The sequence below is a fragment of the Pedococcus sp. 2YAF34 genome (assembly GCF_052114585.1).
Lineage (GTDB): Bacteria > Actinomycetota > Actinomycetes > Actinomycetales > Dermatophilaceae > Pedococcus.
In genome coordinates this window covers 1-24707 of the sequence record NZ_JBFRFA010000049.1, presented here as the reverse complement: position 1 = coordinate 24707, position 24707 = coordinate 1, and the positions used below count along the sequence as shown (strand labels likewise).

The window sequence follows — 24707 nt, the reverse complement described above, 5'->3', positions numbered from 1 at the left end:
TGCACCGTTCGGGCGGTCCGCGGCTGAAACGGCCCATGACGTAGCGCCGTGGGCGCTAGCCTCCCTGCGTCATACGAGGGGGGAGCCGCTGTGGGCGTGCTGTTGCGGGTGCTGGGACTGCAGGCCCTGGTTGCCGTCATCGAGCGGGCCTCGCCCCGCGCAGGTGCGGTCGCTGCGTTCCTCACGGTCCTGGTGGCCAACCTCGCGCCCCTGTACGCAGTCGCGACCGGTACCTGGCTCGCGGGTGACGTGCTCATCGCGTTCTGGCTCGAGAACATCGCCGTCTACTTCTGGCTCGTGTTCCAGGCGTTGACCGCGACGCGGCTCTACGACAAGCCGGGAGCCGTGTCCTTCCGCTCGGGCAGCGAGGTCACGCCGGTGACCGGTGAGGCGGCGCGGTGGATCGCCGTCGTAGGCCTGACGGGGATGCTGGGCTTCGCCTCGGTGCTGCACGGGATGTTCGCGATCTCGCTGGCGATGACCACCGGGACGCGCGGCACCCTGGCGAGCTTCCTGGTCCTGTTCGCCGTCGTGTGGTCGAGCCACGGCGTCGCCACGATCCTGCCCTGGATCGGTGGCGGCCGCCGGCACGACCCTGATGCGACGGCCGTCGGTGCCGACTCGAAGCGTCGGCTCGCAGTGCTGCACGTCTCCATCATCGCCACGTTCGCCTTCCTGCAGCTCACCGGTGGGATGAAGTCGCTCAACGCCGCGGTCGACCTGGGGTTCGGGGACTTCTTCCACGGCGGGCCGCTTCCGCAGGCGCCGACCATGAGCCTCGTCCCGGCGGTGGTGCTCATCGGCACCAAGCTCTTCGTCGACGTGCTCGGGCTCCTCGACCCCCGACCGAGCGGGTCCGTGTCGGCCCGCCGGGCTGAGGCAGACTCCACCGCATGACCGACGACGTGGCCGGAGCGCCCGGGCGCTCACGCCCCCAGCCGCCGCGCGCACGGTTGCTGGACGACCGCGACTTCCGGCTCTACTGGCTGGCCCGCACCGTGTCCGTCGGCGGCTCCCTCATCACCGTGGTCGCGATGCCGGTGCTGGTCTACACGCTCACGCGCTCACCGGGCCTGACGGCCGTCGTCACCACCCTCGACGCGCTGCCCTACCTCCTGATGGGCCTGTTCGCCGGCGCCCTCAGCGACCGGTGGAACCGCAAGCGCGTCATGGTGACCGCCGACCTCGCCAACGTCGTCGTCATCGGCTCGGTCCCGGTGGCCCACTGGCTGGGCGTGCTGACGATCCCGCACGTGCTCCTCGCGGGGTTCGTCGCGCAGAGCCTGTTCACCTTCTTCGACGGCGCCAACTTCGGTGCCCTCCCCGTCCTCGTGGGGCGTGAGCGGGTCGGGGACGCGAACGCCGCGATCTGGGGCGTGGGCGGGGTTCTCGACCTCGTCGTCCCGGCCGGTGTCGGGCTGGCGCTCGCAGTCGCCCACCCCTCGACCCTGCTCGCGCTCGACGCGCTGACGTTCCTGGTGTCGGCGCTGCTGGTGCGGGCGATCCGCCGTGCGCTGTCCTCGACCCGCGACAGCCTCGAGCCGCTGCGTCCCGCGGTCGTCCTGCGCGACGTGCGGGAGGGGGTGCGGTTCCTGTGGCGGCACGAGGGCGTCCGCTCCAACACCGTCATCGGCGGCCTGCAGTCGATCGCCGGGGCCGGGTTCGTCGCGCTGTTCGTGCCGTGGGCCGACCAGGTGCTGCACATCGGCACCTCCGGCTGGCGGTTCGGCCTGGCCTTCGCCGTGTGGGGTGTGGGAGGAGTGCTCGCCTCGGCCCTGGTGCCGAGGCTGCTGCGCAGGTACCCCGTCGCGAAGGTGACGCTCGGCGCCATACCTGTCTCCGCACTGGCCGGCATCGCCACCGCGCTCGCCCCGGGGTGGGTCCTCGCGAGCGTGGGCATGGTGCTCTGGGGCGTTGCCTACCAGCTCGTGCTCGTCACGTCGCTGACCTACCGCATGCAGGAGACTCCCGAGCACCTGCTCGGCCGGGTCAACACCGCCGGCCGCATGCTGTCGTGGGGGCTGGGCTGGACGCTCGGCTCGGTCGCGGGCGGTGCGCTGGCCGCGGCCACCGCGGTGCGTCCTGCCATGGTGACGCTGGTGTGCGTCGGGCTGCTGGCGGCGGCCTTCGCGTGGACGTCGCCGCTGCGCCGGATCGCCGCGACCCAGGCGGTCACCGGCTAGAGGTCGTCGCGCGGGGGTGGCTGCGCGAGGTGGCTGCCGGTTAGAGGTACTGGCCGGTCGGGCCGCCCTCGCCGAGGTCGGGGCGCACGCCGGGCACACCCGGGCCCGGCTGCTCGGGGTGGCCCGGTGGCAGGGCGCGACGCATCTGCGCGAGCTGCTGCTGGGCTGCCATCTGCTGGGCGAACAGCGCGGTCTGGATGCCGTGGAACAGGCCCTCCAGCCACCCCACGAGCTGTGCCTGGGCGATGCGCAGCTCGGCGTCGGTCGGGGCGTGGCCCTCCTCGAACGGCAGCGCGATCCGCTCGAGCTCCTCGATCAGCTCCGGCGCCAGGCCGTCCTCGAGCTCCTTGATCGAGCGGCGGTGGATCTCCGCGAGGCGCGCGCGCCCGGCCTCGTCGAGCGGGGCGTTGCGCACCTCCTCGAGCAGCTGCTTGATCATCGAGCCGATCCGCATCACCTTGGCCGGCTGCTCCACGGTGGGGTACCTCGCGCCTTGGGGGGGGGGGATTTGGGGCATTGGGCCGAAAGCCCGGGGCGGGTACGCCGTACGGGGTGGGGAAGCGGGCCATGGGCCGAAAGTCTGGGGCTGAGTAGGTGAGGGGGCTGAGGCTTCCGGGCCATGGGCCGAAAGTTCGGGGCCGGGTACGGCGTACCGGGTGGGGAAGCGGGCGATGGGCCGAAAGTTCGGGGTTGGGTACGGCGTACGGGGTGTGGAAGCGGCCCATGGGCCGAAAGTTGGGAGTCGGGTACGGCGCGGGGCTGGGTGCGGCGCAGGGAGGGGGCGAGTGGTCCACCGTGGATGCGGGCCCCCCSACCGGCACCCACGGTGGACCGGCTCAGTCGGCTCGTCGCGTCATCGCGGGAGCCTTGCGGATGGCGGCGTACGACAGCAGCGCCGCCACCAAGGGCACGCCCACGACCACCGCGGCCAGCGGCAGCCACGGGATCTCGATGATCGGGGCGCGGTGGACCTCGATGCCGGTGGCGGGGTCCCAGGTCTGGCTCGTGAGCGGGTAGGTCAGCGCGATGCCGGGCACCAGCCCGACGGCGATGCCGAGGACTGCGCCGATGAGGGCGACCACCGAGGCCTGCGCGGCCGCCAGCCGTCGGCGCGTACCCCGTGTGGCCCCGACCGCGGCGAACGTCCCGAGGTCGGCCCGCTGCTCCGCCAGCGACAGGGCGGTCGAGATGAGCGTGACGATGAGCAGCAGCAGGGCGAACCCGCCGAACAGCGCCAGCATCACGACCCGGTCGTCGCGCTGGAACCCGCGCTCGACGTACGCCTCCCCCTCGTCGCCGACCGCCTCGGACAGGGCGTCCTGGTCGGCGCGGCTGATGGCGCCGTCCGGGTCGCGCAGCAGCACCGTCTGCCCGGACACCGACCAGCCGCGGGCGCGGGCGGTGTCCGTGCTGACGAGGGCGCCCAGGCTCTGGCCGTCGAACGGCAGCGCGCCCCCGGCGGCCGGCAGCGAAGCCACACGCATGGGCCCGGGCTTCTGCATCCCGGTGGCGGGGTCGGTGGTGTAGCTGCCGGTGGCGACCTGCGCCGTGCCGGCACGGACGAGCTTCGGGTCGTCGAGCAGGATGCCGCCGTCGGCGACGACCGACTTCTGGGCGGCGGACAGCCAGGGCGCGGACGCGAGGTCGGCGGCCGACAGGACACCGACCTGGCGCATCCCGATGCTGCCCACGACGTTGCACACGAGCGAGGGGTCGGGCCGGGCCCCGGGCGCGCCGGGCAGCGCCCCCCCGGCGTCGACCATCCCGGCCGGCCCACCGTTGATGGTCTGCTCGGGCGTGCAGCCGGGCGGGACGACGTTGATCACCGGTAGGGGGTCGGTGTCCGTCATGCCCATGCCGGACGCCTGCACCACCCCGAGGGGGCTGACCACGAGGTGCGGGGTGACCCGGCGGACGATCTGCACCGCGCGGTCAGCGATGGCGTTGCTGTCGACCTCCTGGCCGTTGCCCGACTCCGCGGCCGCGTCCGACGGGTAGTAGTTGAAGAAGCCCTCGCCGGCCGCGGCCCGGGGCTGGTACTCCCGGCGTCGCTGCTCGGTGTCACTGGCGAGCCCGATGCTGAACATGGTGAGCGCGATCGCACCGGCGACGATCGCCGTGACGGTCGGGACGGACCGCGTACGGTGCCGCGCCGCGTCACGCGTGGCGAGGCGCGGCGCGACCGGGAGGCGGGAGGCGAGCCGACCGGCGCCGACGAGCAGGAGCGGCACGAGCAGCAGTGCGCCGAGCACCAGGGCCAGCCCCGTGGCGACGATGGGGATCTCCCGCTGCTCGGTGCGGACCGCCCAGAGCAGCCCGGCGCCGCCGGCGACGGCGACCACCGCACCGAGGACGGGCGCCACCGTGTTGAGCCGCGGAGAGACGCTCTGCCCGCGCATCACGCCGACGATGTCGAGCCGCCCGAGACGGGCTGCCGGGATCATGGCTGCGACCAGGGCGCTGAGCACCGAGCACACCACCACGAAGGAGACTGCAGCCACGGGCAGGTCGAAGTAGCGGTGGGTCGTCCACGGCCGGTGGTGCACCCACCACAGCTGGGCGAGCCGCAGGGCCCCGACGGCCAGGACGGCCGACACGACGGCGCTCCCTGCCCCCAGCACGAGGGCCTGGGCGAGCACCTTGCGCCGCAGCTGCCTCGTCTCGGCGCCGTTGCTGGCGGCGAGGGCCAGGGTGCGGCGCTGCCGGGAGGCGCTGACCGCGAACGCCGGGGCCACGAGCAGCGTGGTGACGATGAAGAGCATGACGGCACCGACTGCGACCAGGACGCGCAGCTGGTCCTGCTGGTAGCCGTTGAGCTGGCGCAGCTCCGGGGGCAGCTCGGCGTCGGTGGGCGGGTGCCGGACGACGTCGGCGCTGAAGACGCGCAGCCCGTAGGTGTTGAGCTGCTTGACCTCCGTGTAGGTCACGGGGGTGTCGCGCAGGACGAGCCACTGCCACGAGTACAGCGTGTCCTGGGCGATGGGCTCGGTCGTGACCACGTCGGGCATGCCGCCCCAGCCGTTGAACGCGCTGGCCGTGCCCACCACGGTGACGGGGTACTCCTGGCCGGCACTGGAGAGGGTCACCGCGCCGGAGGTGGGCATGCCGCGGCTGATGCCGTACGGCGTGACCACGACCTCGCGTGCGCCGGTCGCCCAGCGCCCGCTCAGCAGGTGGGCCTTGTCGCCCCAGCGCTTTGAGGTGTCGAGCACCATGAGGTCGGCGCTGACGGAGCGGTCGCCGATTCGATGGCGCAACGAGGTGGTGCCGACCCGGACCACCTCGCCACCGGTGAGCCGCTGGATCGCGGCGACGTTGGACGGCGCGCCTGAGCTGACGTCACGGTCGAAGCCGGGGATCGCCTTCGCCGCTCGGTCGGCCTCGCCGAAGGACATCGCCTGGTCGGGGTCCGCCCCCTGCTGGAGCGACTGGTTGTCAGGTCCGGTGACGGCGGCCCGGGCCGGTCCGAGCGACAGGGGGATGCGGTCGGCGCCGGTGACGGTCTCGGAGGAGGCGAAGGTGGCGATGCCGACGAGCAGGCCGGTGGGCAGCGCCACCATGACGAAGACGAGGATGCTGCGCCCCCGGTGGCGGCGGGCGTCGCGCCAGGCCATCCGGAGGGCGACGCGCCACGAGGCGCGCCAGCGGGCGAACCGCGAGCCGGAAGGGCCGCCGTCGGGACGCTCGGGGACAGAGCTCTGGGCGCGGGGCGGGGTGAGGGTGGTCATGTCCGCGCTCAGAGCGCCGGGTCGAGCAGGGCCTCGGCGGTCTGCGCCGAGCCGGTGCTGTCGACGACGACCCCGTCGCGGAGGAAGACGACCCGATCGGCCCAGGCGGCGTGCCGGGCCTCGTGGGTGACGAGCAGCCCTGCGGCCCCGTCGTCGCAGCGCTCGCGCAGCACCCGCAGCACGCCCTCGCCGGTGTGGGAGTCGAGCGCGCCCGTGGGCTCGTCGGCGAGCACCAGCCGGCGGTCGCCGACCAGGGCCCGGGAGATGGCGACCCGCTGCTGCTGGCCGCCGGACATCTTGTCGGGGTAGCGGTCGGCCAGCTCGGCGACGCCGACGAGCGTCAGCGCCTCCATGGCGAGCTTGCGGGCCCGGCCCACCCGTTGCCCGTCGAGCTCGAGCGGCAGCGCGACGTTCTCGACCGCCGTCAGGGAGGGGATGAGGTTGAAGTCCTGGAAGACGAACCCGACCCGACGGCGCCGCAGCCTCGCGAGCGCGTCGCCCTTGAGGGAGCCGAGGGCCTCGCCCTCGATGAGCACCTGGCCGCTGGTCGCGGCGTCGAGGCCGCCGGCCAGGTTGAGCAGGGTCGACTTGCCGGAGCCGCTCGGGCCCATGACGGCGACGAGCTCGCCGGCGTGGACGTCGAGGCTGACACCGGCGAGGGCCCGCACGGCGGTGCTGTCGGTGCCGTGCACCCGGACCACGTTGTCCAGGCGCAGGATCGGGTCGCCGGTGCGTGGTGCGCTGCCGGACGTGCCGAACGGTGTCTCGATGGTCTTCACTGGGCCCCCCTGGGCGTCGTCGTGGTGGTGCGGTGCGGTGCCGACGAGCTCCCGGCCGGGCCGGGCCCCTCGTCGTCGGCGGTGGGTACGGTGCGAGCTGCCCGGCGTGGCCGGCTCGCCTCGCGGACGAGACGGGCCTCGACGTGGTCGAGCCACCTGACCTCCGCCTCGGCCGAGTAGATGAGGTTCTCCAGCACGAGCAGCCAGGCGAGGTCGACGTTGCCGTCGTCGCCCTCGGCAGACTCGCGGTGGGTGGTGGCGCGCTGCTTGAGCCGGGTGAGGTCCTGCAGGTGGCGCAGCGTCGCGGTGCGTTGGGTCTGCACGACCCGGTGGACGTCGACCCCCTCGACGGTCACGGCGAGGGCGAGCTTGATGACGAGCTCGTCACGCGGGGTGGTCTCCCGGTCGACCGGTGACAGCCACCACTGGGCGACCTCGGCCCGACCGGTGCCGGTCAGCCGGTAGGAGATGCGGCCCTCGTCGTCGGCGCCGACCTCCTCCACGAGCCCGTCACGCTCGAGCCGGGCCAGCGTCGTGTAGACCTGCCCGACGTTGAGCGGCCAGGTGCCACCCGTGCGTGCCTCGAACTCCGAGCGGAGCTGGGCGCCGTACATCGGCTGCTGCGCGAGCAGTGCGAGCAGTCCCTGCCGGACCGACATCCGTGCCCCCTCTCGACCGGGGTGGCGGCCCGGCCGGTTGCCGGGCCGCCAGGTCCCCCTGCGGTGTCCCCTATACCGGGTATTGCGACCCAGTGAGGGAAGGTATACCGAGTATCAGGCGCGGCCGTCAAGCATCAGGCGGGTGTCGGCAGGTCCACCGGCACGTCCACGGGCAGGAGTGCGGCCTCGCGGGCCGGGCGCTGCCGCCGCAGCAGCGGCTGGGCGGCGAGCGAGAGCGCCAGGGCACCGGCGGCGGCCCCGACGGTGACCCCGAACGCCGCGGTGTGCCCGTGGCTGTCGGCGAGCCGGCCCGCCACGGCCGACCCCACGGCGTACCCGAGGCCGGTGGCCGCCGCGAGCAGCGTCATGGCGGTGCCCACCTTCGCGGGCGGGGCGCTGCGCTCGCCCATGGTGAAGTTGCTGATCATGTAGGGCGCCACGACGAACCCGAGCACCAGCACGACCAGCACCAGCGACTGCAGCGACCCGACCGCGAGCAGGGGCAGTGACAGCACCAGCAGGCCGGCTGCCGCGACCAGCATCCGCAGCGGGAAGCCGAAGCGCTCGGGCACCCCGGCGATGGCGAGGCCGGCGGCGACGCTGCCGACCCCGAGGACCGCGTGCACGAGCCCCGCGATCCCCGCGTGGCCCTCCGCGGTGGCCAGCACGCTCGTGCCGGTCTGCACCGAGCCGAAGAAGGCGCCGATGAGGCCCTGGGCGACCATCAGCACCGCCAGCGTCGCGGACATGACCCGCACCCGCGGCTGCCCCTCGCGGCGCGGGGTGTGGGCGAGGCGTGCCGTCGGGTGCAGGGCGAACGCGCCGCCGAAGCCGACGAGCAGGACCGCGGCCACGACCAGCCCGGCGCCCGGGTCGGCGAGCAGGAGCAGCAGGCCGAGCAGGGCCGGGCCGAGCACGAAGGTGGCCTCGTCGGCCGCGCCCTCGTACGAGAACGCCGCCTCGACGAGCCGGTGCTGACGCGCCCCGGCTCCCCGGGTGATGGGGCGCCAGCGGACGCGGGCCAGGGGACCGATCTGCGGCAGGAAGGCGCCGGTCGCGCCGGCGGCCGTGGCGAGCACGGCACCGGAGGCGTCGGAGCGCGCGAGGGCCACCAGGGCCAGCAGGCCGAGGCCGCCGAGCACGGACTGGACGAGCACCACGGGCCGCTGCCCGACGCGGTCGGCGAGGGCCGCCGCGACGGGGGAGCAGACGGCGTTCGCGACGGCGAGGGAGCCGGCGGCGAGTCCGCCCGCGGCATACGAACCGGTGGTGCCGGACACGAGCAGCAGGGCGCCCATCTGGCTCATGGCCAGGGGCAGCCGGCCCACGAAGGCGATGACGACGTAAAGGGGGCCGGCCAGGCGCAGCAGCTGGCGGTAGGAGGCGATCGGTGACACGGGCTCAGGTCCTCGGGACGGTGCCGGGGTACGGCGAACGGGCGTGCGCCGAACCCGCCTCCGAGGCGCACAGGAACCCTGAGCATTCCGGGCGAGGGCCTCAGCTCAGCGCTGCGGCCACGGGCACCGGACGCCTCATTCTACCGGTGCGGAAGGGGTGCCCCGGTCAGCCGGCAACAAGCACCACGGCGAGGGTGACCGCACCCGGCAGCGCCTGGACGAAGAGGATCCGGTGGCTCGCGGTGGCGGCGCCGTACACCCCGGCCACGACCACACAAGCCAGGAAGAACACCCGGAACGCGAACCGGTGGTCGGCCGGACCCACCAGCCCCCACAGCAGGCCGGCCGCGAGGAACCCGTTGTAGAGGCCCTGGTTGGCGGCGAGCGCCCTGGTGGACTCGGCGAACTCCGGTGTCAGGCCGAAGGCAGCCCGGCCGCGCGGGGTCGTCCACAGCAGCATCTCTAGCACGACGATGTAGGCATGGAGGGCCGCCACGAGGGCCACGAGGACGACGGCGAGGGTGCTCACCCCCGAAGCGTGGCAGGTGGTGCCGTGGCTGTCAGGGCGTGAGCAGGATCTTGCCGATGTGGCCGCTCTCCTCGAGCTCGCGGTGGGCCGCGGGGGCGTCGGCGAGCGCATGCGTCGAGTGGACGACCGGCCGCACGCGGCCGTCCTCGACCAGCGGCCAGACGTGCTCGCGGACCGCGGCGACGATGGCGGCCTTCTCGTCGGCGGGGCGCGCCCGCAGGGAGGTGGCGATGACGGCGCCGCGCTTGCGCAGCAACAGGCCGAGGTCGAGCTCGGCCTTCGCGCCGCCCTGCAGCCCGATGACGACGAGGCGTCCGCCGGGGGCCAGGGCCTCGACGTTGCGGGCGAGGTACTTGGCGCCCATGTTGTCGAGGATGACGTCGGCCCCGGCACCGCCGGTCGCGGCCCTGACCTCCTCGACGAAGTCCTGCTCGCGGTAGTTGACGAGGATCTCCGCCCCGAGCTGGCGGCACGCCTCGAGCTTGGCGGCTGACCCGGCGGTGACGACCACGCGGGCGCCGACCTCGCGGGCCAGCTGGATGGCCATGGTGCCGATGCCCGACGACCCGCCGTGGATGAGCACGGTCTGGCCGGGCAGCAGGTTGGCGGTCATGAAGACGTTGCTCCAGACGGTGCTGACCACCTCGGGCAGCGCAGCGGCGTCCTGCAGGCTCACGCCGTGCGGCACGGGCAGCAGCTGGCCGGCGGGCACGCAGACCAGCTCGGCGTAGCCGCCACCGGACAGCAGGGCGCACACCTGGTCGCCGACCGCCCAGCCCTCGACGCCCGCGCCCAGCGCCTCGACCGTGCCGCTGACCTCGAGACCGGGGTACTCAGGGGCTCCGGGCGGCGGCGGGTAGTGGCCCAGCCGCTGCATCACGTCGGCACGGTTGACCCCGGCCGCCGCGACCCGGACCCGCACCTCGCCGGCCGCGGGCTCGGGGTCGGGGACGTCCGAGAGGACGAGGGCGTCGGCGTCACCGGGCTGGGGGATCGTGATGGCCTTCATGGGTCGAGCCTATGGCGGGCGTCCTCGAGGTCCGCGGGGGTGTCGACGTCGAGGGTGCCCGGCGCCTCGAGCGGGACGACGGCGGTCCGCAGTCGGTCGAGCACCCGCATGAGCGGGGCGCCCTGGGGCGGGTCGGGTACGGCGTCGCGGAGGGCATCCGCCCGGTAGGCGGCGAGCAGCGGCTGCAGCCGTCCGCCGGCGTCGCGTCCCACGACCGCGTCGACATCGGGCTGGCCGGCCAGCTGTGCCACGAGTGCGGGTGCCGGTCCGGCGGCGTACGGCATGTCCCCGCCGAGCGCGACGACGACCGGGTCGCCCACGTGGACCAGCGCTGCGGCCAGGGCGGCGACGGGGCCGCCGCCCGGCGGCTCCTCGCGGCACCAGCGGACCGGTCGCGACAGCTCGCGCGGCTCGCCGACGCAGACGACGGTCCAGGTGGGCGGCAGGCCGCGCACGAGGTGGTCGAGGACGGTGGTGGGGCCGAAGGCGGCCCGGGTCTTGTCGCCGCCGAAGCGGGTGCCGGCCCCTCCGCAGAGCACGACGGCGGTCACGGTGGTCACGCCCGCCATTGTGGTGGTCTCAGCCGGCGGCGTCCGGCCTGCGGGCGGGGCAGGTGGTCGAGGCGACGTACTCGAAGTGCCACCACTCGTTGTCGTAGGTGCGGCAGAGCCCGTACGCCGACCCGTGCTCCTCGAGCCAGGACGCCACCGCCGCGGGGTGCACGTCCACGGCGTACCCCTTGACGTGCGCGGACCGCAGCGGGGTGAGCACCCAGCGACCGGCCTCGGCCTTGGACCCGTAGGTGGCGACGGCGCGGTCGAACAGCACCTGCTGGTACTGCCGGCTGCGCCAGGCCGAGCGGACCTGCGGCGCGAGGCCGGCGGACCGCGCTGCGGCGAAAGCGCGCTCGAACGCCCGCGCCGCCGGCTGCTGCATGTTGGTCAGGCCGGGCACCGGGGCGCTGAAGGCGATGCTGGTGGTCGGTTCGGGGATGCGGTCGGTGACCACGGGGGCGAAGCTCGTCGCCGCCGGCGAGTGGTGGGGCTTGGACGAGGCGTGGGGGCGCGCTGCCCTGGAGGTGGACCGTGGCGTGGCGGCGCCCGAGGGCACGGCTGCGACGGGCTGCGGGCCCCGACCCTGGGCCGAGGCGTCGTCGGCGGTGGCGTCCCCTCCGTGCCAGGCGGCATACCCCGCCGTGCCTCCCCCGACGAGGAGCAGCGAGACGGCGATGGTGACGGTCCGCCGCAGGCGCTGCCGCCGTCGCCGCCCGGTGGACACGTGGGTCGTCGTCATGGTCTCCCCCCTTTCCGACCACGACAGTGTGGCAGGACCCCCGGTCGGATCAGCGGACCCCGCCGATGCGTGCCGTCAGCGTCGCGGCCACGCGGCCGACTGCGGCGACGAGCCGCTTCCGCTCGGTCTCGTCGACCTCGTCACGCGGGAAGGTCAGCGCGACCCCGGCGACCGGGTGGCCGGTGTGGTCGACGACCGCGCGGGCCACCGATGACAGCCCCGCACTGACGGAGTCGTCCTCGACGGCGTAGCCGCGGGCCCGGACCGCGGTGAGCTCGCGGCGCAGCTCGCTCACCGTCGTGGGTCCGTGCCCGTCGCGCTGGACGAGGGAGTCCTTGTGCGGGAACAGCGCCCGCACCTGGGCAGGCGGAAGCTCGGCCAGCATCGCGAGGCCGCTTGCGGTCAGCGACGCGGGCAGCCGCACGCCCACGTCGGTGACCAGCAGGGGCCGACCGGGAGCGCGCTCCTCGATGACGTAGAGCACGTCGCGTCCGTGCAGCACCGCGAGGTGGGCGTTGTGGGTCGTGGAGTCGACCAGGCGCCCGAGCAGCGGCCGGGCGATGCGCTGCAGCGGCGCCTGCCGCTGGTAGGCCGAGCCGAGCTCGAACGCCGCCACCCCGAGCCCGTAGCGGCGCTCCTCCTCGAGGTGGGTCACGAAGCCGTGGTCGCGCAGTACGGCGAGCAGGTGGTAGGTCGTCGACCGCGGCAGCCCGAGCTCACGGGCGATGGCGCCCGCCGGCAGGGGCTCGGTATGGCGCGCGAGCAGGGTGAGCACCTCGAGGGTGTGCCGGGCGGCGGGAGCGTTGGCCACGCGTCAGGCACCCCAGCGGTAGCGGCGTTCGGGACGGCCTGCCGACCCGTAGCGCAGCGACACCTCGGCCTGGCCGATGCTGCAGAAGTACTCGAGGTAGCGCCGCGCGCTGACCCGGCTGAGGCCGACCTGCTCGGCGGCCTCGGACGCGGACAGGTTGTCGGTGGCGCCGCGCAGGGCCGACTCCACCAGGCGCGCGGTCTGCGGGCTCATGCCCTTCGGCAGGGCCGCGGCGGTGGGGGCGGCGCCCCCGCGCGACAGCACCCGGTCTATGTCCTCCTGGCCGCGGACCTGGGCGGCGGTGAGCGCGTCGCGCTGCGCGGCATACCGCTCCAGGCGCTCGCGGAGGTCCTCGAAGCCGAACGGCTTGAGGACGTAGTCGACGACGCCCTGGCGCAGGGCGCCCCGGACGGCGTCGGCCTCCTTGGCCGCGGTGATCACCATGACGTCGCACTCGTGACCGGCCCGGCGCAGCTCGCCGAGGACGTCGAGGCCGAACTGGTCGGGCAGGTAGAGGTCGAGCAGCACGAGGTCGGGGCCGAGCTCACCGGCCGCGGCGACCGCGTCCGCACCGCTGTGGCAGGTGCCCACGACCTCGAATCCCTCGACGCGCGAGACGAACCCGGTGTGCACCCGCGCAACCATGAAGTCGTCGTCGACGACGAGGACGCGGATCACCGGTTGGCCCCCGCCGGGGTCGCCACCGGCGCGATGCCGAGCTGCGCCACGAACACCGCGCCGCCCTCCGGCGACCGCGCGAGCTGCACCTCGCCCCCACGTCGCTGGCACACCAGCCGGGTCAGGGCCAGGCCGATGCCGCGCTCGCCGGCCGTGGCCGCCTTGGTCGTGAAGCCGTGGGCGAAGACCTCCTGCGCCACCTCGGGCGGCACCCCCGGCCCGGAGTCGGACACCCGCACCTCGACGCTGGACGCGTCCTGGCGGATGGTCACCTCGACCCACTGGCCGGTCGGGCCGCTACCAGGGCCGTTGCCGGGGATGCTGCTCACGGCGTCGATCGCGTTGTCGACGAGGTTGCCGACGACGGTCGCGACGTCGGCGGAGTCCTCGGGGTCCAGGCGGTCGAGCGAGGTCTCGTCGGACACCCGCAGGTCGGCGCGACGCTCGGAGGCGAGCGACGCCTTGGCCATGAGCAGGGCGGCAACGGCGGGGTCGCGGACCCGGCTGTTGACGAGAAGGTCGAGGGACTGGCGACGCTCGGTAACGGCGTCGACGTAGCGCACGACCTCGTCGTACTCCCCGAGCTGGATGAGGCCGCTGATGGTGTGCAGCTGGTTGGCGAACTCGTGGGTCTGCGCGCGTAGCAGCGAGGTGGTGCTGCGGAACGAGCCGAGCTCGCGCTCGAGGTTGGCCAGGGCGGTGCGGTCACGCAGCGTGGTGACCGTGCCGAGGTGGCGGCCGTCGCGGGTCACGCGCATGCGGTTCATGACGAGCACCCGGCCGCGGCGGATGACGACCTCGTCGCGAGGGGAGTCGTCGTCACCGTCACGGCCCGTCACGCGGCCACCGTCGCGCGGGCCGTCCGGGCCGGTGCCGGTGAGGACGTCGAGCAGGCGGCCCTCGACCCGCAGGTCGCGCAGGCTCATGCCGGCGGCGTGCCCGGGCAGGTCGAGCAGGCGGCGGGCCACGTCGTTGACGAGGGTGACCCGCTGGTGGGGGTCGAGCGCGATCACCCCCTCCGCGATCCCGTAGAGCAGTGCCTCACGGTGCTCCGCCAGCCCGGTGATCTCGTGCGGCTCCAGGCCGAGGGTCTGCCGCTTGATGCGCCGGGCGAGCAGCCACGAGCCGGCCACGCCGAGCGCCAGGGCGATGCCGAGGTAGGTCAGCAGGTAGGACGAGGCGCCGCGCAGCCGCTCCCAGACCGAGGGGAAGTCCTCGGTGATCATCACGGTCCCGAGGTGCTCGCCGACGTGTCCCTTGGCGAGGCTGAGGACCGGCACCTGGCTCACCAGCATCCGGTCGCCGTCGAGCTGCATGACGCCTGACCAGCTCGCGCCGGTGCCGACGGACCTCGCACCCAGCGGCAGCGGCCGGGTCTCCATGGACGGGTCGGTGGAGACCCGGACGTTCTCGTCCTCGTCGGCGATGGTCACGGTGGTGACGCGCGACTGCGTCACCGTCTGCAGGGCGAGCGTGGCCAGGCCGGTGCGCTGCTCGGGCAGGTCGAGGTTGTAGAGGACCAGCGGGTTGGCGGCCAGCTGCTCGGCCAGCGCGGACACGCGGCGGCCCTCGACGCGGTTGAAGGTGGCCTGCGACTGGGCCAGGGACACCGCGCCGACGCTGACGAGGACGACGGTGATGATGCCCAGCTGGAGGAAGAGCAGCTGCCCGGCCAGCGTCCGCCGGCGCAGTGCGCGCATGACCACTATGAACTCAACCTTCTCTGGTGACACAAGGGCGACGAATCGCCCGCGGGGCGAGCACGATCATCCCGCTCGACCCACTCCACGCGAAAGAGGCCTCAACGATGAGAGCTCGATTCACCGGTCTGGCTGCTGCGGCAGCCGTGGCCTCCACCTTCCTCGTCGCCGCTTGCGGCGCGACCGCCAACCAGGGCACCGGCACCTCGGCCAGCAACGACGGCAAGCCCGCCAGCGGCCTGCAGATCATGGTGCCCAACTCGCCCGGCGGCGGCTACGACACCACTGCGCGCACCGCGGCCAAGGTGCTCGAGTCGTCGAAGATCACCAGCTCCGTCCAGGTCTTCAACCTCCCGGGCGCCGGTGGCACCGTCGGCCTGCAGCGCGTCGTCAACGAGAAGGGCAACGGCAAGCTGGCCATGCAGATGGGCCTCGGCGTCGTCGGCGCGGCCTACACGCAGAAGTCCAAGGCCACCCTCAACGACACCACCCCGATCGCCAAGCTGATCGAGGAGGCCGGGGCGATCGTGGTCCCGAAGGACTCGCCCTACAAGGACATCAACCAGCTCGTCGCCGCGTGGAAGGCCGACCCGAAGAAGCTCGCCGTCGGCGGCGGCTCCTCCCCGGGCGGTCCCGACCACCTGCTGCCGATGCAGCTGGCCAAGGCCGTCGGCATCGACCCCAAGCAGGTCAGCTACGTGTCCTACGACGGTGGCGGCGAGCTCCTGCCCGCGCTGCTCGGCAACAAGATCGCGTTCGGTGCCAGCGGCTTCGGCGAGTTCCTCGACCAGGTCGAGGCCGGCGACGTGCGCGTCCTCGCGGTGACCAGCGAGAAGCCGATCGACGCGCTCAAGGACGTCAAGACGCTCAAGGACCAGGGCATCGACCTGGTGTTCACGAACTGGCGCGGCATCGTGGCCCCTCCCGGCATCTCCGACGCCGACAAGAAGGTCTGGGTCGACGCCCTGACCAAGATGCACGACTCGCAGGCCTGGAAGGACGAGGAGGCCAAGCGCGGCTGGACCGACGCCTTCGCCACCGGTGACGAGTTCAGCACCTTCCTCAAGGACCAGGACACCCAGGTCGCCGAGATCCTCAAGCAGCTCGGCCTCGCATGAGCCAGCAGCACCCCGAGACCATGGGGACCGGCACGTCCGACCCGGCGGTGGCGCCCGGCGCCACCGCCGCGGCGGTCGGGACCGGCGGGACCAAGGACCGCGCGCAGTACGGCCTGTGTGCCGGCCTGGCCCTGCTCGGCGCCTACGTCCTGTTCGACGCCAGCCGGATCGGTGCGGTGTCGAGCAGCAACGACCCGGTGGGCCCCAAGCCCATGCCGATCCTGCTCGGGGTGCTGCTGCTCGTCGTCGCGGCCTTCTACGCCGTCGACATCGCCCGAGGCGGCCACGGCGAGGCCGAGGAGGGTGAGGACGTCGACCTGTCGACCAGCGTCGACTGGCGCACCATCGGCATGCTCATCGCCGCCTTCGCGGTCAACGCGCTGCTCATCGAGCCACTCGGCTGGGTCATCAGCGGAGCCCTGCTCTTCTGGGGCTCGGCGTTCGCCCTCGGCAACCGCCACCACATCCGTGGGCTGGCCGCCGGAGTCGCGCTGTCGCTCATCACCTTCTACGCCTTCGCCATCGGCCTCGGCGTCAACCTGCCCGCGGGCATCCTGCAGGGAATCCTCTGATGGACAACATCACCAGCCTCATCGGCGGTTTCGGCGACGTCCTGTCGCCGATGAACCTCCTCATCGCCCTGCTCGGCGTCACCGTCGGGACCGCCGTCGGCGTGCTGCCGGGCATCGGGCCGGCCATGACGGTCGCCCTGCTCCTGCCGATCACCTACGGCATGGCGCCCGTCGAGGGCCTGATCCTGTTCGCGGGCATCTTCTACGGCGGCATGTACGGCGGCTCCACGACCTCGATCCTGCTCAACACCCCCGGCGAGTCCGCGTCGGTGGTGACCGCCATCGAGGGCAACAAGATGGCCAAGGCCGGACGCGCCGCCCAGGCGCTTGCGACCTCGGCCATCGGGTCCTTCATCGCCGGCACCATCGGCACGCTGGGCATCGTCTTCCTCATGCCGCAGGTCGCCAAGTTCGCGATCAGCCTCGGTGCTCCCGAGTACCTCGCGATCATCCTGCTCACCTTCACCGGGGTCACCGCGGTGCTGGGCGCCTCCCGGGTCCGAGGCCTCGCCTCGCTGCTCGTCGGCCTGACCATCGGCGTCGTCGGCATCGACTTCGTCACCGGTCAGCAGCGGCTCACCGGCGGCCTGCCCCAGCTCGCGGACGGCATCGACGTCGTCGTCGTGGCGGTCGGCATCTTCGCCGTCGGCGAGGCCCTGTGGGTCGCGGCGCACCTGCGGCGCAAGGCGGGCGAGGTCATCCCCGTCGGCCGTCCGTGGATGGGACGCAGCGACTGGTCCCGCTCGTGGAAGCCCTGGCTGCGCGGCACCCTGCTCGGCTTCCCCTTCGGCGCCATGCCCGCCGGCGGCGCCGAGATCCCGACCCTGCTGTCCTACACCGCCGAGAAGAAGCTCTCCAGGCACCCGGAGGAGTTCGGCAAGGGCGCCATCGAGGGCGTGGCCGGCCCGGAGGCCGCCAACAACGCCTCCGCCGCAGGCACGCTCGTGCCGATGCTCGCCCTCGGCCTGCCGACCAACGCCACGGCCGCGATCATGCTGGCTGCCCTCCAGGGTTGGGGCATCGAGCCCGGCCCGCTGCTCCTCACCAAGGAGCCGGCGCTCGTCTGGGCGCTCATCGCGAGCCTGTTCATCGGCAACACCATGCTGCTGCTGCTCAACCTCCCCCTCGCCCCCGCCTGGGCCAAGCTGCTGCAGATCCCGCGGCCCTACCTCTACGCCGGCATCCTGTTCTTCGCCTCCATGGGTGCGTATGCCGTGAACAGCCAGCCGTTCGACCTGTGGCTGCTGCTCGCGCTGGGGCTGCTCGGGTTCGCGATGCGGCGGTTCGGGCTCCCCGTCCTGCCGCTGATCGTGGGCGTCATCCTCGGCCCACTCGTCGAGCGCAAGGGGCGGCAGTCGCTGCAGCTCACCGGCGGCGACCTCTCCGGCCTGGTCGGAGGATCGGTGGCGTGGGTCTGCTACGTCCTCATCGTCATCGCCCTCGCCTGGCCCCTCGTCGGCCTCGTCCGCAGCCGCCTCGGGCGCTCGGGCGGCTCGGGTGACCACCACGACGGCCCCGGCAGCGGCGACGGCCAGGGCCCCGACGCCCTGGCGAGCGCCCGCGCCGGCTACAGCTTCAACTCCCCGGAGGCCTGACATGACCGTGCTCGTGGGCTTCGTGCCCAACCCCCTGGGCGAGTCCGCCCTCACCGCTGCCGTCGCCGAGGCCCGGCGGCGCGGCGAGCGGCTCCTCGTGGTCAACATGTCCCGCGACGACGTCCTCGTGGACGCACGTCGTGCGGGTGAGGAGCAGCTCGAGCGGGTGCGTCGCGACCTCGAGGAGCTCGCGCTCGAGTTCGAGGTGCGCCAGATCGAGGAGGGCGGCGACGCGGCCGAGGTCATCCTCGACGTGGCCCGGGAAGAGAAGGCGTCGGTGATCGTGATCGGCCTGCGCCACCGGACCCCGGTGGGCAAGCTGTTGCTCGGCTCGGCGGCCCAGCGCATCCTGCTCGACGCGGACTGCCCTGTCCTGGCCGTCAAGGCAGGATGAGCGCATGAGCGAGGGAGCTGGCACCCACGGTGACGCGACGAGCCCGGCCACGGCCGACCTCTACGACGAGCACGGAGAGGACCTGCAGTCCTGCGCGGTCCAGTTCCGCAGCTACGGAGGCCATCGAGCCTTCCACGGGGTGATCAGCACGATCCGCTGCCACCGCGACAACGCGCTGCTCAAGGCCCGGCTGGCCGAGCCGGGCGAGGGGCGGGTGATGGTCGTCGACGGTGGGGGCTCGCTGGAGTCAGCGCTCATGGGTGACCTCATCGCCGGCTCCGCGGTCGAGAGCGGGTGGTCCGGCGTCATCATCAACGGCGCCGTCCGCGACGTGGTCACCCTGCGCGACCTGCCGCTCGGCGCCCTGGCCCTGGGCTCCAACCCTCGCAAGAGCTCCAAGGAAGGTGTCGGCGAGCGCGACGTCACGGTGTCGTTCGGCGGTGTCGACTTCGTGCCCGGCCAGCAGCTCTGGGCCGACGAGGACGGCATCCTCGTCACCCGCGCCTGAGTCCGCCGCGCCCCCGCCGCACGGAGGGGCACATGGTCAGGGGTTGGTCAGGAACCAGGCACTTCCGTCCCATACGTCACACCTCGGGGGCTACCCTCGGCGCGACCCGAGGAGCTTCCATGACCATCTCGCGCCCCCGCCCCGCCGCGCTCGCCGCCCTCACCGCAGTGCTCGCCGCGGCGGTCACTGCAGCCTCGGTCACCCCGGCGGCAGCCGGCCCGACCGCGTCCGGTGACCTCGAGCGTGCGGCCTCGACCACGGGGGTGCCGCGCACCACGGTCGCCTCGACGGGACTGGCGCCATTCGGCCCGACCGGCGGCCCGCTCAGCCGCTCAGCCGGCACGGCGTCGACCGACGCGACCACCACGACGACGACCGACCTCACCTCCAGCATCGCGACCAAGCTCACCACGCGCGCCAAGGACACCCGGCTGGGTACGGCGTGGAGCGGCCAGGTCGTCGACCTCGCCACCGGGCGCGCGGTGTGGTCGAGGAGCACGACCACGACGCGCCTCCCCGCGTCCAACGAGAAGCTCATCACCGCATACGTCGCGATGAAGTCACTCGGTGGCGGCGCCACGCTCACCACCTCGGTGCTGCAGGGGAGCCGCTACAAGAGCTCGGTCTACCTCAAGGGTGTCGGTGACCCGACGCTCACCTCGGCCCGGCTGAAGACGATGGCCTCGACGGTCGCCAGCACGTACAAGGCGCAGGGCATCACGGCGGTGAAGGTGTTCGTCGACGACTCGCTCTTCCCCGCCCCCACCAACGCCACCGGCTGGAAGGCCGAGTGGGTGCCGTCGGAGGTCGCCCCCGTCCGGGCCCTGGTCGTCGACCAGGTCAACGTCATGGACACCTCCGTCAACGCCGGCTACGTGCTCGCCAACCAGCTCCGGTCCTACGGCCTCACGGTCAACGGCGTCGGTCGGGCGGTCGTGGAGACGGGCTCGACGACCGTGGCCGGCTCGACCTCGCCCAGCGTGGGGTCGATGGTCCAGGCGATGCTCAACCTCAGCCAGAACGACTACGCCGAGGCGCTCTTCCGCCTCGCCGCCCTCAAGCGCGGTTTCGCCGGTGACTGGACCGGCGCGAGGGCCAACGCGCTCCAGGTGCTGCAGCGCTACGGCGTCTACACCAAGGGGCTCGTGTTCTACGACGGCTCCGGCCTCTCGCGCTCCGACCGCATGCCGGTGACGACCGCGCTGTACCTCGTCAAGAAGATGCGCACCCAGCCCGACGTCAACAGCGTGGTGTTCGCCTCGCCGGGCATGCCGGTGGCAGGCGTCTCCGGCACGCTGGAGAACCGCTTCACCACCGCGCCGACCAGCTGCGCCCGCTCCATCGTGCGCGCCAAGACCGGCAGCCTCGACGACGTCGTCACGCTGAGCGGGATAGCCCAGGGCAAGGACGGGCGCGAGCGGTTGTTCTCGCTGTTGGTCAACGCCAACACGGCGACGGCCGGCGCCCGCGCCGCGGTCGACGCCCTGACCGCCACCGCCACCGGCTGCTACTGAGCCGACCCCCGCCGACGCGAGCACGGTCTCGCATGCGAGACGGTATGGCGCGTGCGCGCCTCCCGCACCGCGAGCGGCTGCGCTGCAATTGAAGGCATGACCGCCACTGCCTCCAGCCCTGACACCACGAGCAGCCGGCCCACCGCGTCCGTGACCGTCGGGGTGGGCGCCCTGTCCTTCGAGGACGTCGTCGCCGTGGCCCGGCAGGACGCCCGGGTCGAGGTCTCGCCGGAGTCCCTCGCCGAGGTGCGGCGCACGCGCGCTGTCATCGACGCGCTCGCCGACGACGACCAGGCGCACTACGGCGTCTCGACCGGCTTCGGCGCGCTCGCCACCCGGCACATCCCCGTCGAGCTGCGTGCCCAGCTGCAGCGCTCGCTGGTCCGCTCGCACGCCGCCGGGTCCGGCCCCGAGGTCGAGCGCGAGGTCGTCCGCGCACTGATGCTGCTGCGCATCTCCACGCTGGCGACCGGGCGCACCGGCATCCGCGAGGAGACGCTCACGACCTACGTCGCCATGCTCAACGCCGGCATCACCCCTGTCGTCCACGAGTACGGCTCGCTCGGCTGCTCCGGCGACCTCGCCCCGTTGTCGCACTGCGCCCTGGCACTGATGGGCGAGGGTGTCGTCCGCGACGCGTCCGGTGAGAAGCTGCCGACGGCGGAGGCCTTCGCCGCCGCCGGGATCACTCCCGTAGAGCTGCGGGAGAAGGAGGGCCTGGCCCTCATCAACGGCACCGACGGAATGCTCGGCATGCTCGTGCTCGCGATCACCGACCTGCGGATGCTGCTCAAGGTCGCCGACGTCACGGCGGCGATGAGCGTCGAGGGCCAGCTCGGGACGGACGACGTCTTCGCCGCCGACCTGCACGCCCTGAGGCCACAGCCCGGCCAGGCGCTGTCGGCCGCCAACCTGCGGAAGGTGATGCAGGGCAGCGGGATCCGTGACAGCCACCGCGACCCCGAGGCCTGCACCCGTGTCCAGGACGCCTACTCGCTGCGCTGCTCGCCGCAGGTCGCCGGTGGCGTGCGCGACACGGTGGAGCACGCGGCGCGGGTCGCCGGGTACGAGCTGGCGTCCGCCGTCGACAACCCTGTGGTGACGCCGGACGGCCGCGTCGAGTCCAACGGCAACTTCCACGGGGCGCCGGTCGCCTACGTCCTGGACTTCCTCGCGATCGTCGCTGCCGACCTCGCCTCCATCTCCGAGCGGCGCACCGACCGGTTCCTCGACGTCTCCCGCAACCACGGGCTGCACGCCTTCCTCGCCGACGACCCCGGCGTCGACAGCGGGCACATGATCGCGCAGTACACCCAGGCCGCGATCGTCTCGGAGATGAAGCGGCTCGCGGCACCGGCGTCCGTCGACTCGATCCCCTCGAGCGCCATGCAGGAGGACCACGTGTCGATGGGGTGGTCGGCCGCCCGCAAGCTGCGGCGCTCCGTCGACGGGCTCACACGGGTGCTGGCCGTCGAGCTGCTCACGGCGGCCCGGGCCCTGGAGCTGCGGGCCCCGCTCACGCCCGCACCGGCCACCGCCGCCGTCGTCGCCGCCCTGCGCGCGGCCGGTGCCCCGGCCCCCGGCCCAGACCGGTTCCTCGCCCCCGAGATCGAGACGGCGGTCCGGCTCGTCGCCAGCGGCGAGGCCCTTGCCGCGGCCGAGGCCGTCACCGGCCCCCTCAGCTAGCCCACGCCATACCGAGATGGTGGTGAACCGTCGCCATCGCCCGGACGACCACGATCTTCCACCACCTCGACGAACACCCGCTCGACCACCCGCCCGTACGAAGCCTGAAGGAGAACGACATGGAAGGCGCCCGTCCCGTCCGCGCACCCCGCGGCACCGCCCTCACGCACGCCACCCACTGGGGTGCCGAGGCGCCCCTGCGGATGCTCATGAACAACCTCGACCCCGAGGTTGCCGAGCGTCCCGACGACCTCGTCGTCTACGGCGGCACCGGCCGGGCGGCCCGTGACTGGAAGTCGTTCGACGCCATGGTCCGCACGCTGTCGACGCTCAAGCAGGACGAGACCATGCTCGTGCAGAGCGGGCGTCCCGTCGGCGTCATGCAGACCCACGAGTGGGCGCCGCGCGTGCTCATCGCCAACTCCAACCTCGTCGGCGACTGGGCCACGTGGCCGGAGTTCCGCCGGCTCGAGCACCTCGGGCTGACGATGTACGGCCAGATGACGGCCGGCTCGTGGATCTACATCGGCACCCAGGGGATCGTGCAAGGGACCTACGAGACCTTCGCCGCCGTCGCCGAGAAGCGGTTCGGCGGGACGCTCGCCGGCACCCTGACCCTCACCGGTGGCTGTGGCGGCATGGGTGGCGCGCAGCCGCTGGCCGTCACGCTCAACGGCGGCGTCTGCCTCATCGTCGACGTCGACCCGGCCCGCCTGCACCGCCGGGTCGAGCACCGCTACCTCGACGAGGTCGCCGACTCCCTCGACGACGCCATCGAGAAGTCGTTGCAGGCCAAGGCGGACAAGCGGGCCTGGTCGATCGGCGTCGTGGGCAACGCAGCCACGGTCTTCCCCGAGCTGCTGCGCCGCGGCGTCGCCATCGACATCGTCACCGACCAGACCTCGGCCCACGACCCGCTGTCCTACCTGCCCGAGGGCATCGACCTCGACGACTGGCACGAGTACGCGGAGAAGAAGCCGGAGGAGTTCACCGACCGGGCCCGTGCCTCGATGGCCAAGCACGTGCAGGCGATGGTCGAGTTCCAGGACGGCGGCGCCGAGGTCTTCGACTACGGCAACAGCATCCGCGACGAGGCTCGACAGGGGGGCTACGACCGCGCGTTCGAGTTCCCCGGGTTCGTGCCCGCCTACATCCGACCGCTCTTCTGCGAGGGCAAGGGCCCGTTCCGCTGGGCTGCCCTCTCCGGCGACCCGAAGGACATCGCCGCCACCGACCGTGCCGTGCTGGACCTGTTCCCGGACAACGACCGGCTGCACAAGTGGATCCGGGGGGCGCAGGAGCGGATCGCGTTCCAGGGCCTGCCTGCCCGCATCTGCTGGCTCGGCCAGGGGGAGCGCGACAAGGCGGGCCTGGCGTTCAACGAGCTGGTCCGCACCGGCGAGGTGAGCGCGCCGATCGTCATCGGCCGCGACCACCTGGACACCGGGTCGGTGGCGAGCCCCTACCGCGAGACCGAGTCGATGCTCGACGGCTCCGACGCCATCGCCGACTGGCCGCTGCTCAACGCCCTGGTCAACACCTCGTCCGGGGCCAGCTGGGTCTCCATCCACCACGGCGGTGGTGTGGGCATCGGCCGGTCCCTGCACGCCGGCCAGGTCTCCCTCGCGGACGGCACCGACCTCGCGGCCCAGAAGCTCGCCCGGGTGCTCACCAACGACCCGGCGATGGGCGTCATCCGGCACGTCGACGCGGGATACGACATCGCCGAGCGCACCGCGGCCGAGCAGGGGGTCCGCATCCCGATGCGCGAGGGCTGAGGCACCCCGCCCCCGGCCCGCCCCGACCCGCGCCAACTTTGGGTGCTGCAGCGCGCGCATCCGCGAGCGTTCCGGCCCCTAAAGCTCGGGTGGGAGCGGGGCGGAGCTTGGGGTTGGGTCAGCCGGTGGGTTCGGTGACGTCGGCGACCTGGGCGTCGAGCACCCGTACGAGGTCGTCGGCCTGGAGGGTTGCCGCGACGCCGTGGGCGCCGGCCCCGATCGACAGGGGCCGGCCCGTCAGCGTCGCGTCGGCGACGACGGGCCACGCCCGCGTCGACCCGAACGGCGTGATGGTGCCGCGCTCGTACCCGGTGACGTCCTTGGCCGTCGCCGCGTCGGGCATCGACATGCGGTTGACCCCGAGCAGGGCTCGCAGCTTGGGCCAGCTGATCTCGCGTCCGCCGGGGACGAGGATGAAGAGGTAGTCGTCCTCGGCGCGCCGCACGACGAGCGTCTTGACGATGTCGCGGGGCTCCACGCCTCGTGCCGCGGCGGCCTCCTCCAGTGAGCCGACCCTGCCGTGGCGGGTGATGGTGTGCGGGATGCCGCTCGCCTCCAGCGCTGCCGCGGCCCGGGCCGCACCGTCGTCGCTCATGGGACGAGGGTAGGCGTCGCGCACCCGGTACGGCGCGGGGCYGGGGCTTGCGGGCGAGTGGCCGAAAGTTTCGTGCTGAGTAGGGCGCGGGGCTGGGGCTTGCGGGCGAGTGGCCGAAAGTTTCGTGCTGAGTAGGGCGCGGGGCTGGGGCTTGCGGGCGAGTGGCCGAAAGTTTCGTGCT

The 24707-nt window shown here is 73.2% G+C and carries 23 protein-coding genes; 10 read left to right on the top strand and 13 right to left on the bottom strand.

Going from position 1 to position 24707, the window contains the following annotated elements:
- Window positions 1–90: 90 nt before the first annotated feature.
- Window positions 91–897 carry a DUF6498-containing protein gene (locus AB4Z02_RS17750; RefSeq protein WP_441972609.1) on the top strand — a complete coding sequence of 269 codons (807 nt, stop codon included), beginning with the start codon at window positions 91–93 and terminating at the stop codon, window positions 895–897.
- The gene (locus tag AB4Z02_RS17745) at window positions 894–2183 is read left to right on the top strand and encodes an MFS transporter (RefSeq protein WP_441972608.1); all 1290 of its coding nucleotides are present in this window, start codon (window positions 894–896) and stop codon (window positions 2181–2183) included. The genes AB4Z02_RS17750 and AB4Z02_RS17745 overlap by 4 nt, the downstream gene beginning before the upstream one ends.
- Window positions 2184–2223: 40 nt before the next feature.
- Here AB4Z02_RS17745 and AB4Z02_RS17740 read toward each other — a convergent pair whose 3' ends face one another.
- The 12 genes from AB4Z02_RS17740 to AB4Z02_RS17685 all read right to left on the bottom strand — a co-directional run bounded on the left by AB4Z02_RS17740 (window position 2224) and on the right by AB4Z02_RS17685 (window position 14766).
- Window positions 2224–2856: a proteasome activator gene (locus AB4Z02_RS17740; RefSeq protein ID WP_441972618.1), complete on the bottom strand. Its 633-nt coding sequence runs from the start codon at window positions 2854–2856 to the stop codon at window positions 2224–2226.
- Window positions 2857–3019: 163 nt separating this feature from the next.
- Window positions 3020–5911 (bottom strand): ABC transporter permease, encoded by a 2892-nt coding sequence (locus tag AB4Z02_RS17735; RefSeq protein WP_441972606.1) that lies wholly within the window; start codon window positions 5909–5911, stop codon window positions 3020–3022.
- Window positions 5912–5919: 8 nt separating this feature from the next.
- Window positions 5920–6690, bottom strand: coding sequence for an ABC transporter ATP-binding protein (locus AB4Z02_RS17730; RefSeq protein ID WP_441972605.1), 771 nt, complete (start codon window positions 6688–6690; stop codon window positions 5920–5922).
- Window positions 6687–7349 carry a PadR family transcriptional regulator gene (locus tag AB4Z02_RS17725; RefSeq protein ID WP_441972603.1) on the bottom strand — a complete coding sequence of 221 codons (663 nt, stop codon included), beginning with the start codon at window positions 7347–7349 and terminating at the stop codon, window positions 6687–6689. The genes AB4Z02_RS17730 and AB4Z02_RS17725 overlap by 4 nt, the downstream gene beginning before the upstream one ends.
- 134 nt (window positions 7350–7483) lie before the next feature.
- Window positions 7484–8746 carry an MFS transporter gene (locus AB4Z02_RS17720; RefSeq protein ID WP_441972601.1) on the bottom strand — a complete coding sequence of 421 codons (1263 nt, stop codon included), beginning with the start codon at window positions 8744–8746 and terminating at the stop codon, window positions 7484–7486.
- Window positions 8747–8912: 166 nt separating this feature from the next.
- Complete coding sequence (locus tag AB4Z02_RS17715) at window positions 8913–9275, bottom strand: DUF1304 domain-containing protein (protein ID WP_056884287.1); 363 nt, start codon at window positions 9273–9275, stop codon at window positions 8913–8915.
- Between the two features lie 31 nt (window positions 9276–9306).
- Window positions 9307–10284: an NAD(P)H-quinone oxidoreductase gene (locus AB4Z02_RS17710; protein WP_441972599.1), complete on the bottom strand. Its 978-nt coding sequence runs from the start codon at window positions 10282–10284 to the stop codon at window positions 9307–9309.
- Window positions 10281–10844 (bottom strand): molybdenum cofactor guanylyltransferase, encoded by a 564-nt coding sequence (gene mobA, locus AB4Z02_RS17705; RefSeq protein ID WP_162253916.1) that lies wholly within the window; start codon window positions 10842–10844, stop codon window positions 10281–10283. The genes AB4Z02_RS17710 and mobA overlap by 4 nt, the downstream gene beginning before the upstream one ends.
- Window positions 10845–10863: 19 nt before the next feature.
- Complete coding sequence (locus tag AB4Z02_RS17700; RefSeq protein ID WP_056884290.1) at window positions 10864–11577, bottom strand: D-alanyl-D-alanine carboxypeptidase family protein; 714 nt, start codon at window positions 11575–11577, stop codon at window positions 10864–10866.
- Window positions 11578–11626: 49 nt separating this feature from the next.
- The gene (locus tag AB4Z02_RS17695; protein WP_056884291.1) at window positions 11627–12388 is read right to left on the bottom strand and encodes an IclR family transcriptional regulator; all 762 of its coding nucleotides are present in this window, start codon (window positions 12386–12388) and stop codon (window positions 11627–11629) included.
- A gap of 3 nt (window positions 12389–12391) precedes the next feature.
- Entirely contained in the window at window positions 12392–13066 is a 675-nt protein-coding gene (locus AB4Z02_RS17690) for a response regulator (protein WP_056884292.1), read from the bottom strand.
- Window positions 13063–14766, bottom strand: coding sequence for an ATP-binding protein (locus tag AB4Z02_RS17685; RefSeq protein ID WP_441972596.1), 1704 nt, complete (start codon window positions 14764–14766; stop codon window positions 13063–13065). The genes AB4Z02_RS17690 and AB4Z02_RS17685 overlap by 4 nt, the downstream gene beginning before the upstream one ends.
- A gap of 107 nt (window positions 14767–14873) precedes the next feature.
- Here AB4Z02_RS17685 and AB4Z02_RS17680 point away from each other — a divergent pair, with 107 nt between their 5' ends.
- The 8 genes from AB4Z02_RS17680 (at window position 14874) to hutU (ending at window position 23931) form a co-directional block, all read left to right on the top strand.
- Window positions 14874–15884, top strand: a complete 1011-nt coding sequence (locus AB4Z02_RS17680; RefSeq protein WP_441972595.1) for a Bug family tripartite tricarboxylate transporter substrate binding protein — start codon at window positions 14874–14876, stop codon at window positions 15882–15884.
- A gap of 20 nt (window positions 15885–15904) precedes the next feature.
- Complete coding sequence (locus AB4Z02_RS17675) at window positions 15905–16456, top strand: tripartite tricarboxylate transporter TctB family protein (protein ID WP_441972616.1); 552 nt, start codon at window positions 15905–15907, stop codon at window positions 16454–16456.
- Window positions 16456–18051 carry a tripartite tricarboxylate transporter permease gene (locus tag AB4Z02_RS17670; RefSeq protein WP_441972593.1) on the top strand — a complete coding sequence of 532 codons (1596 nt, stop codon included), beginning with the start codon at window positions 16456–16458 and terminating at the stop codon, window positions 18049–18051. Before AB4Z02_RS17675 ends, AB4Z02_RS17670 begins: the two co-directional genes overlap by 1 nt.
- Before the next feature lies 1 nt (window position 18052).
- Window positions 18053–18445 (top strand): universal stress protein, encoded by a 393-nt coding sequence (locus AB4Z02_RS17665; RefSeq protein ID WP_056884295.1) that lies wholly within the window; start codon window positions 18053–18055, stop codon window positions 18443–18445.
- A 4-nt stretch (window positions 18446–18449) separates the two neighbouring features.
- Window positions 18450–18953, top strand: coding sequence for a ribonuclease E activity regulator RraA (gene rraA, locus AB4Z02_RS17660; RefSeq protein ID WP_056884296.1), 504 nt, complete (start codon window positions 18450–18452; stop codon window positions 18951–18953).
- Between the two features lie 119 nt (window positions 18954–19072).
- Window positions 19073–20467: a D-alanyl-D-alanine carboxypeptidase/D-alanyl-D-alanine-endopeptidase gene (locus tag AB4Z02_RS17655; RefSeq protein WP_441972590.1), complete on the top strand. Its 1395-nt coding sequence runs from the start codon at window positions 19073–19075 to the stop codon at window positions 20465–20467.
- Window positions 20468–20563: 96 nt separating this feature from the next.
- On the top strand, window positions 20564–22153 hold the full coding sequence (hutH, locus tag AB4Z02_RS17650; protein WP_441972588.1) for a histidine ammonia-lyase: 1590 nt from the start codon (window positions 20564–20566) through the stop codon (window positions 22151–22153).
- Window positions 22154–22272: 119 nt separating this feature from the next.
- Window positions 22273–23931: a urocanate hydratase gene (gene hutU / locus AB4Z02_RS17645; RefSeq protein WP_441972587.1), complete on the top strand. Its 1659-nt coding sequence runs from the start codon at window positions 22273–22275 to the stop codon at window positions 23929–23931.
- 118 nt (window positions 23932–24049) lie between these two features.
- Here hutU and AB4Z02_RS17640 read toward each other — a convergent pair whose 3' ends face one another.
- The gene (locus tag AB4Z02_RS17640) at window positions 24050–24526 is read right to left on the bottom strand and encodes an aminoacyl-tRNA deacylase (RefSeq protein ID WP_441972585.1); all 477 of its coding nucleotides are present in this window, start codon (window positions 24524–24526) and stop codon (window positions 24050–24052) included.
- Window positions 24527–24707: the final 181 nt, after the last annotated feature.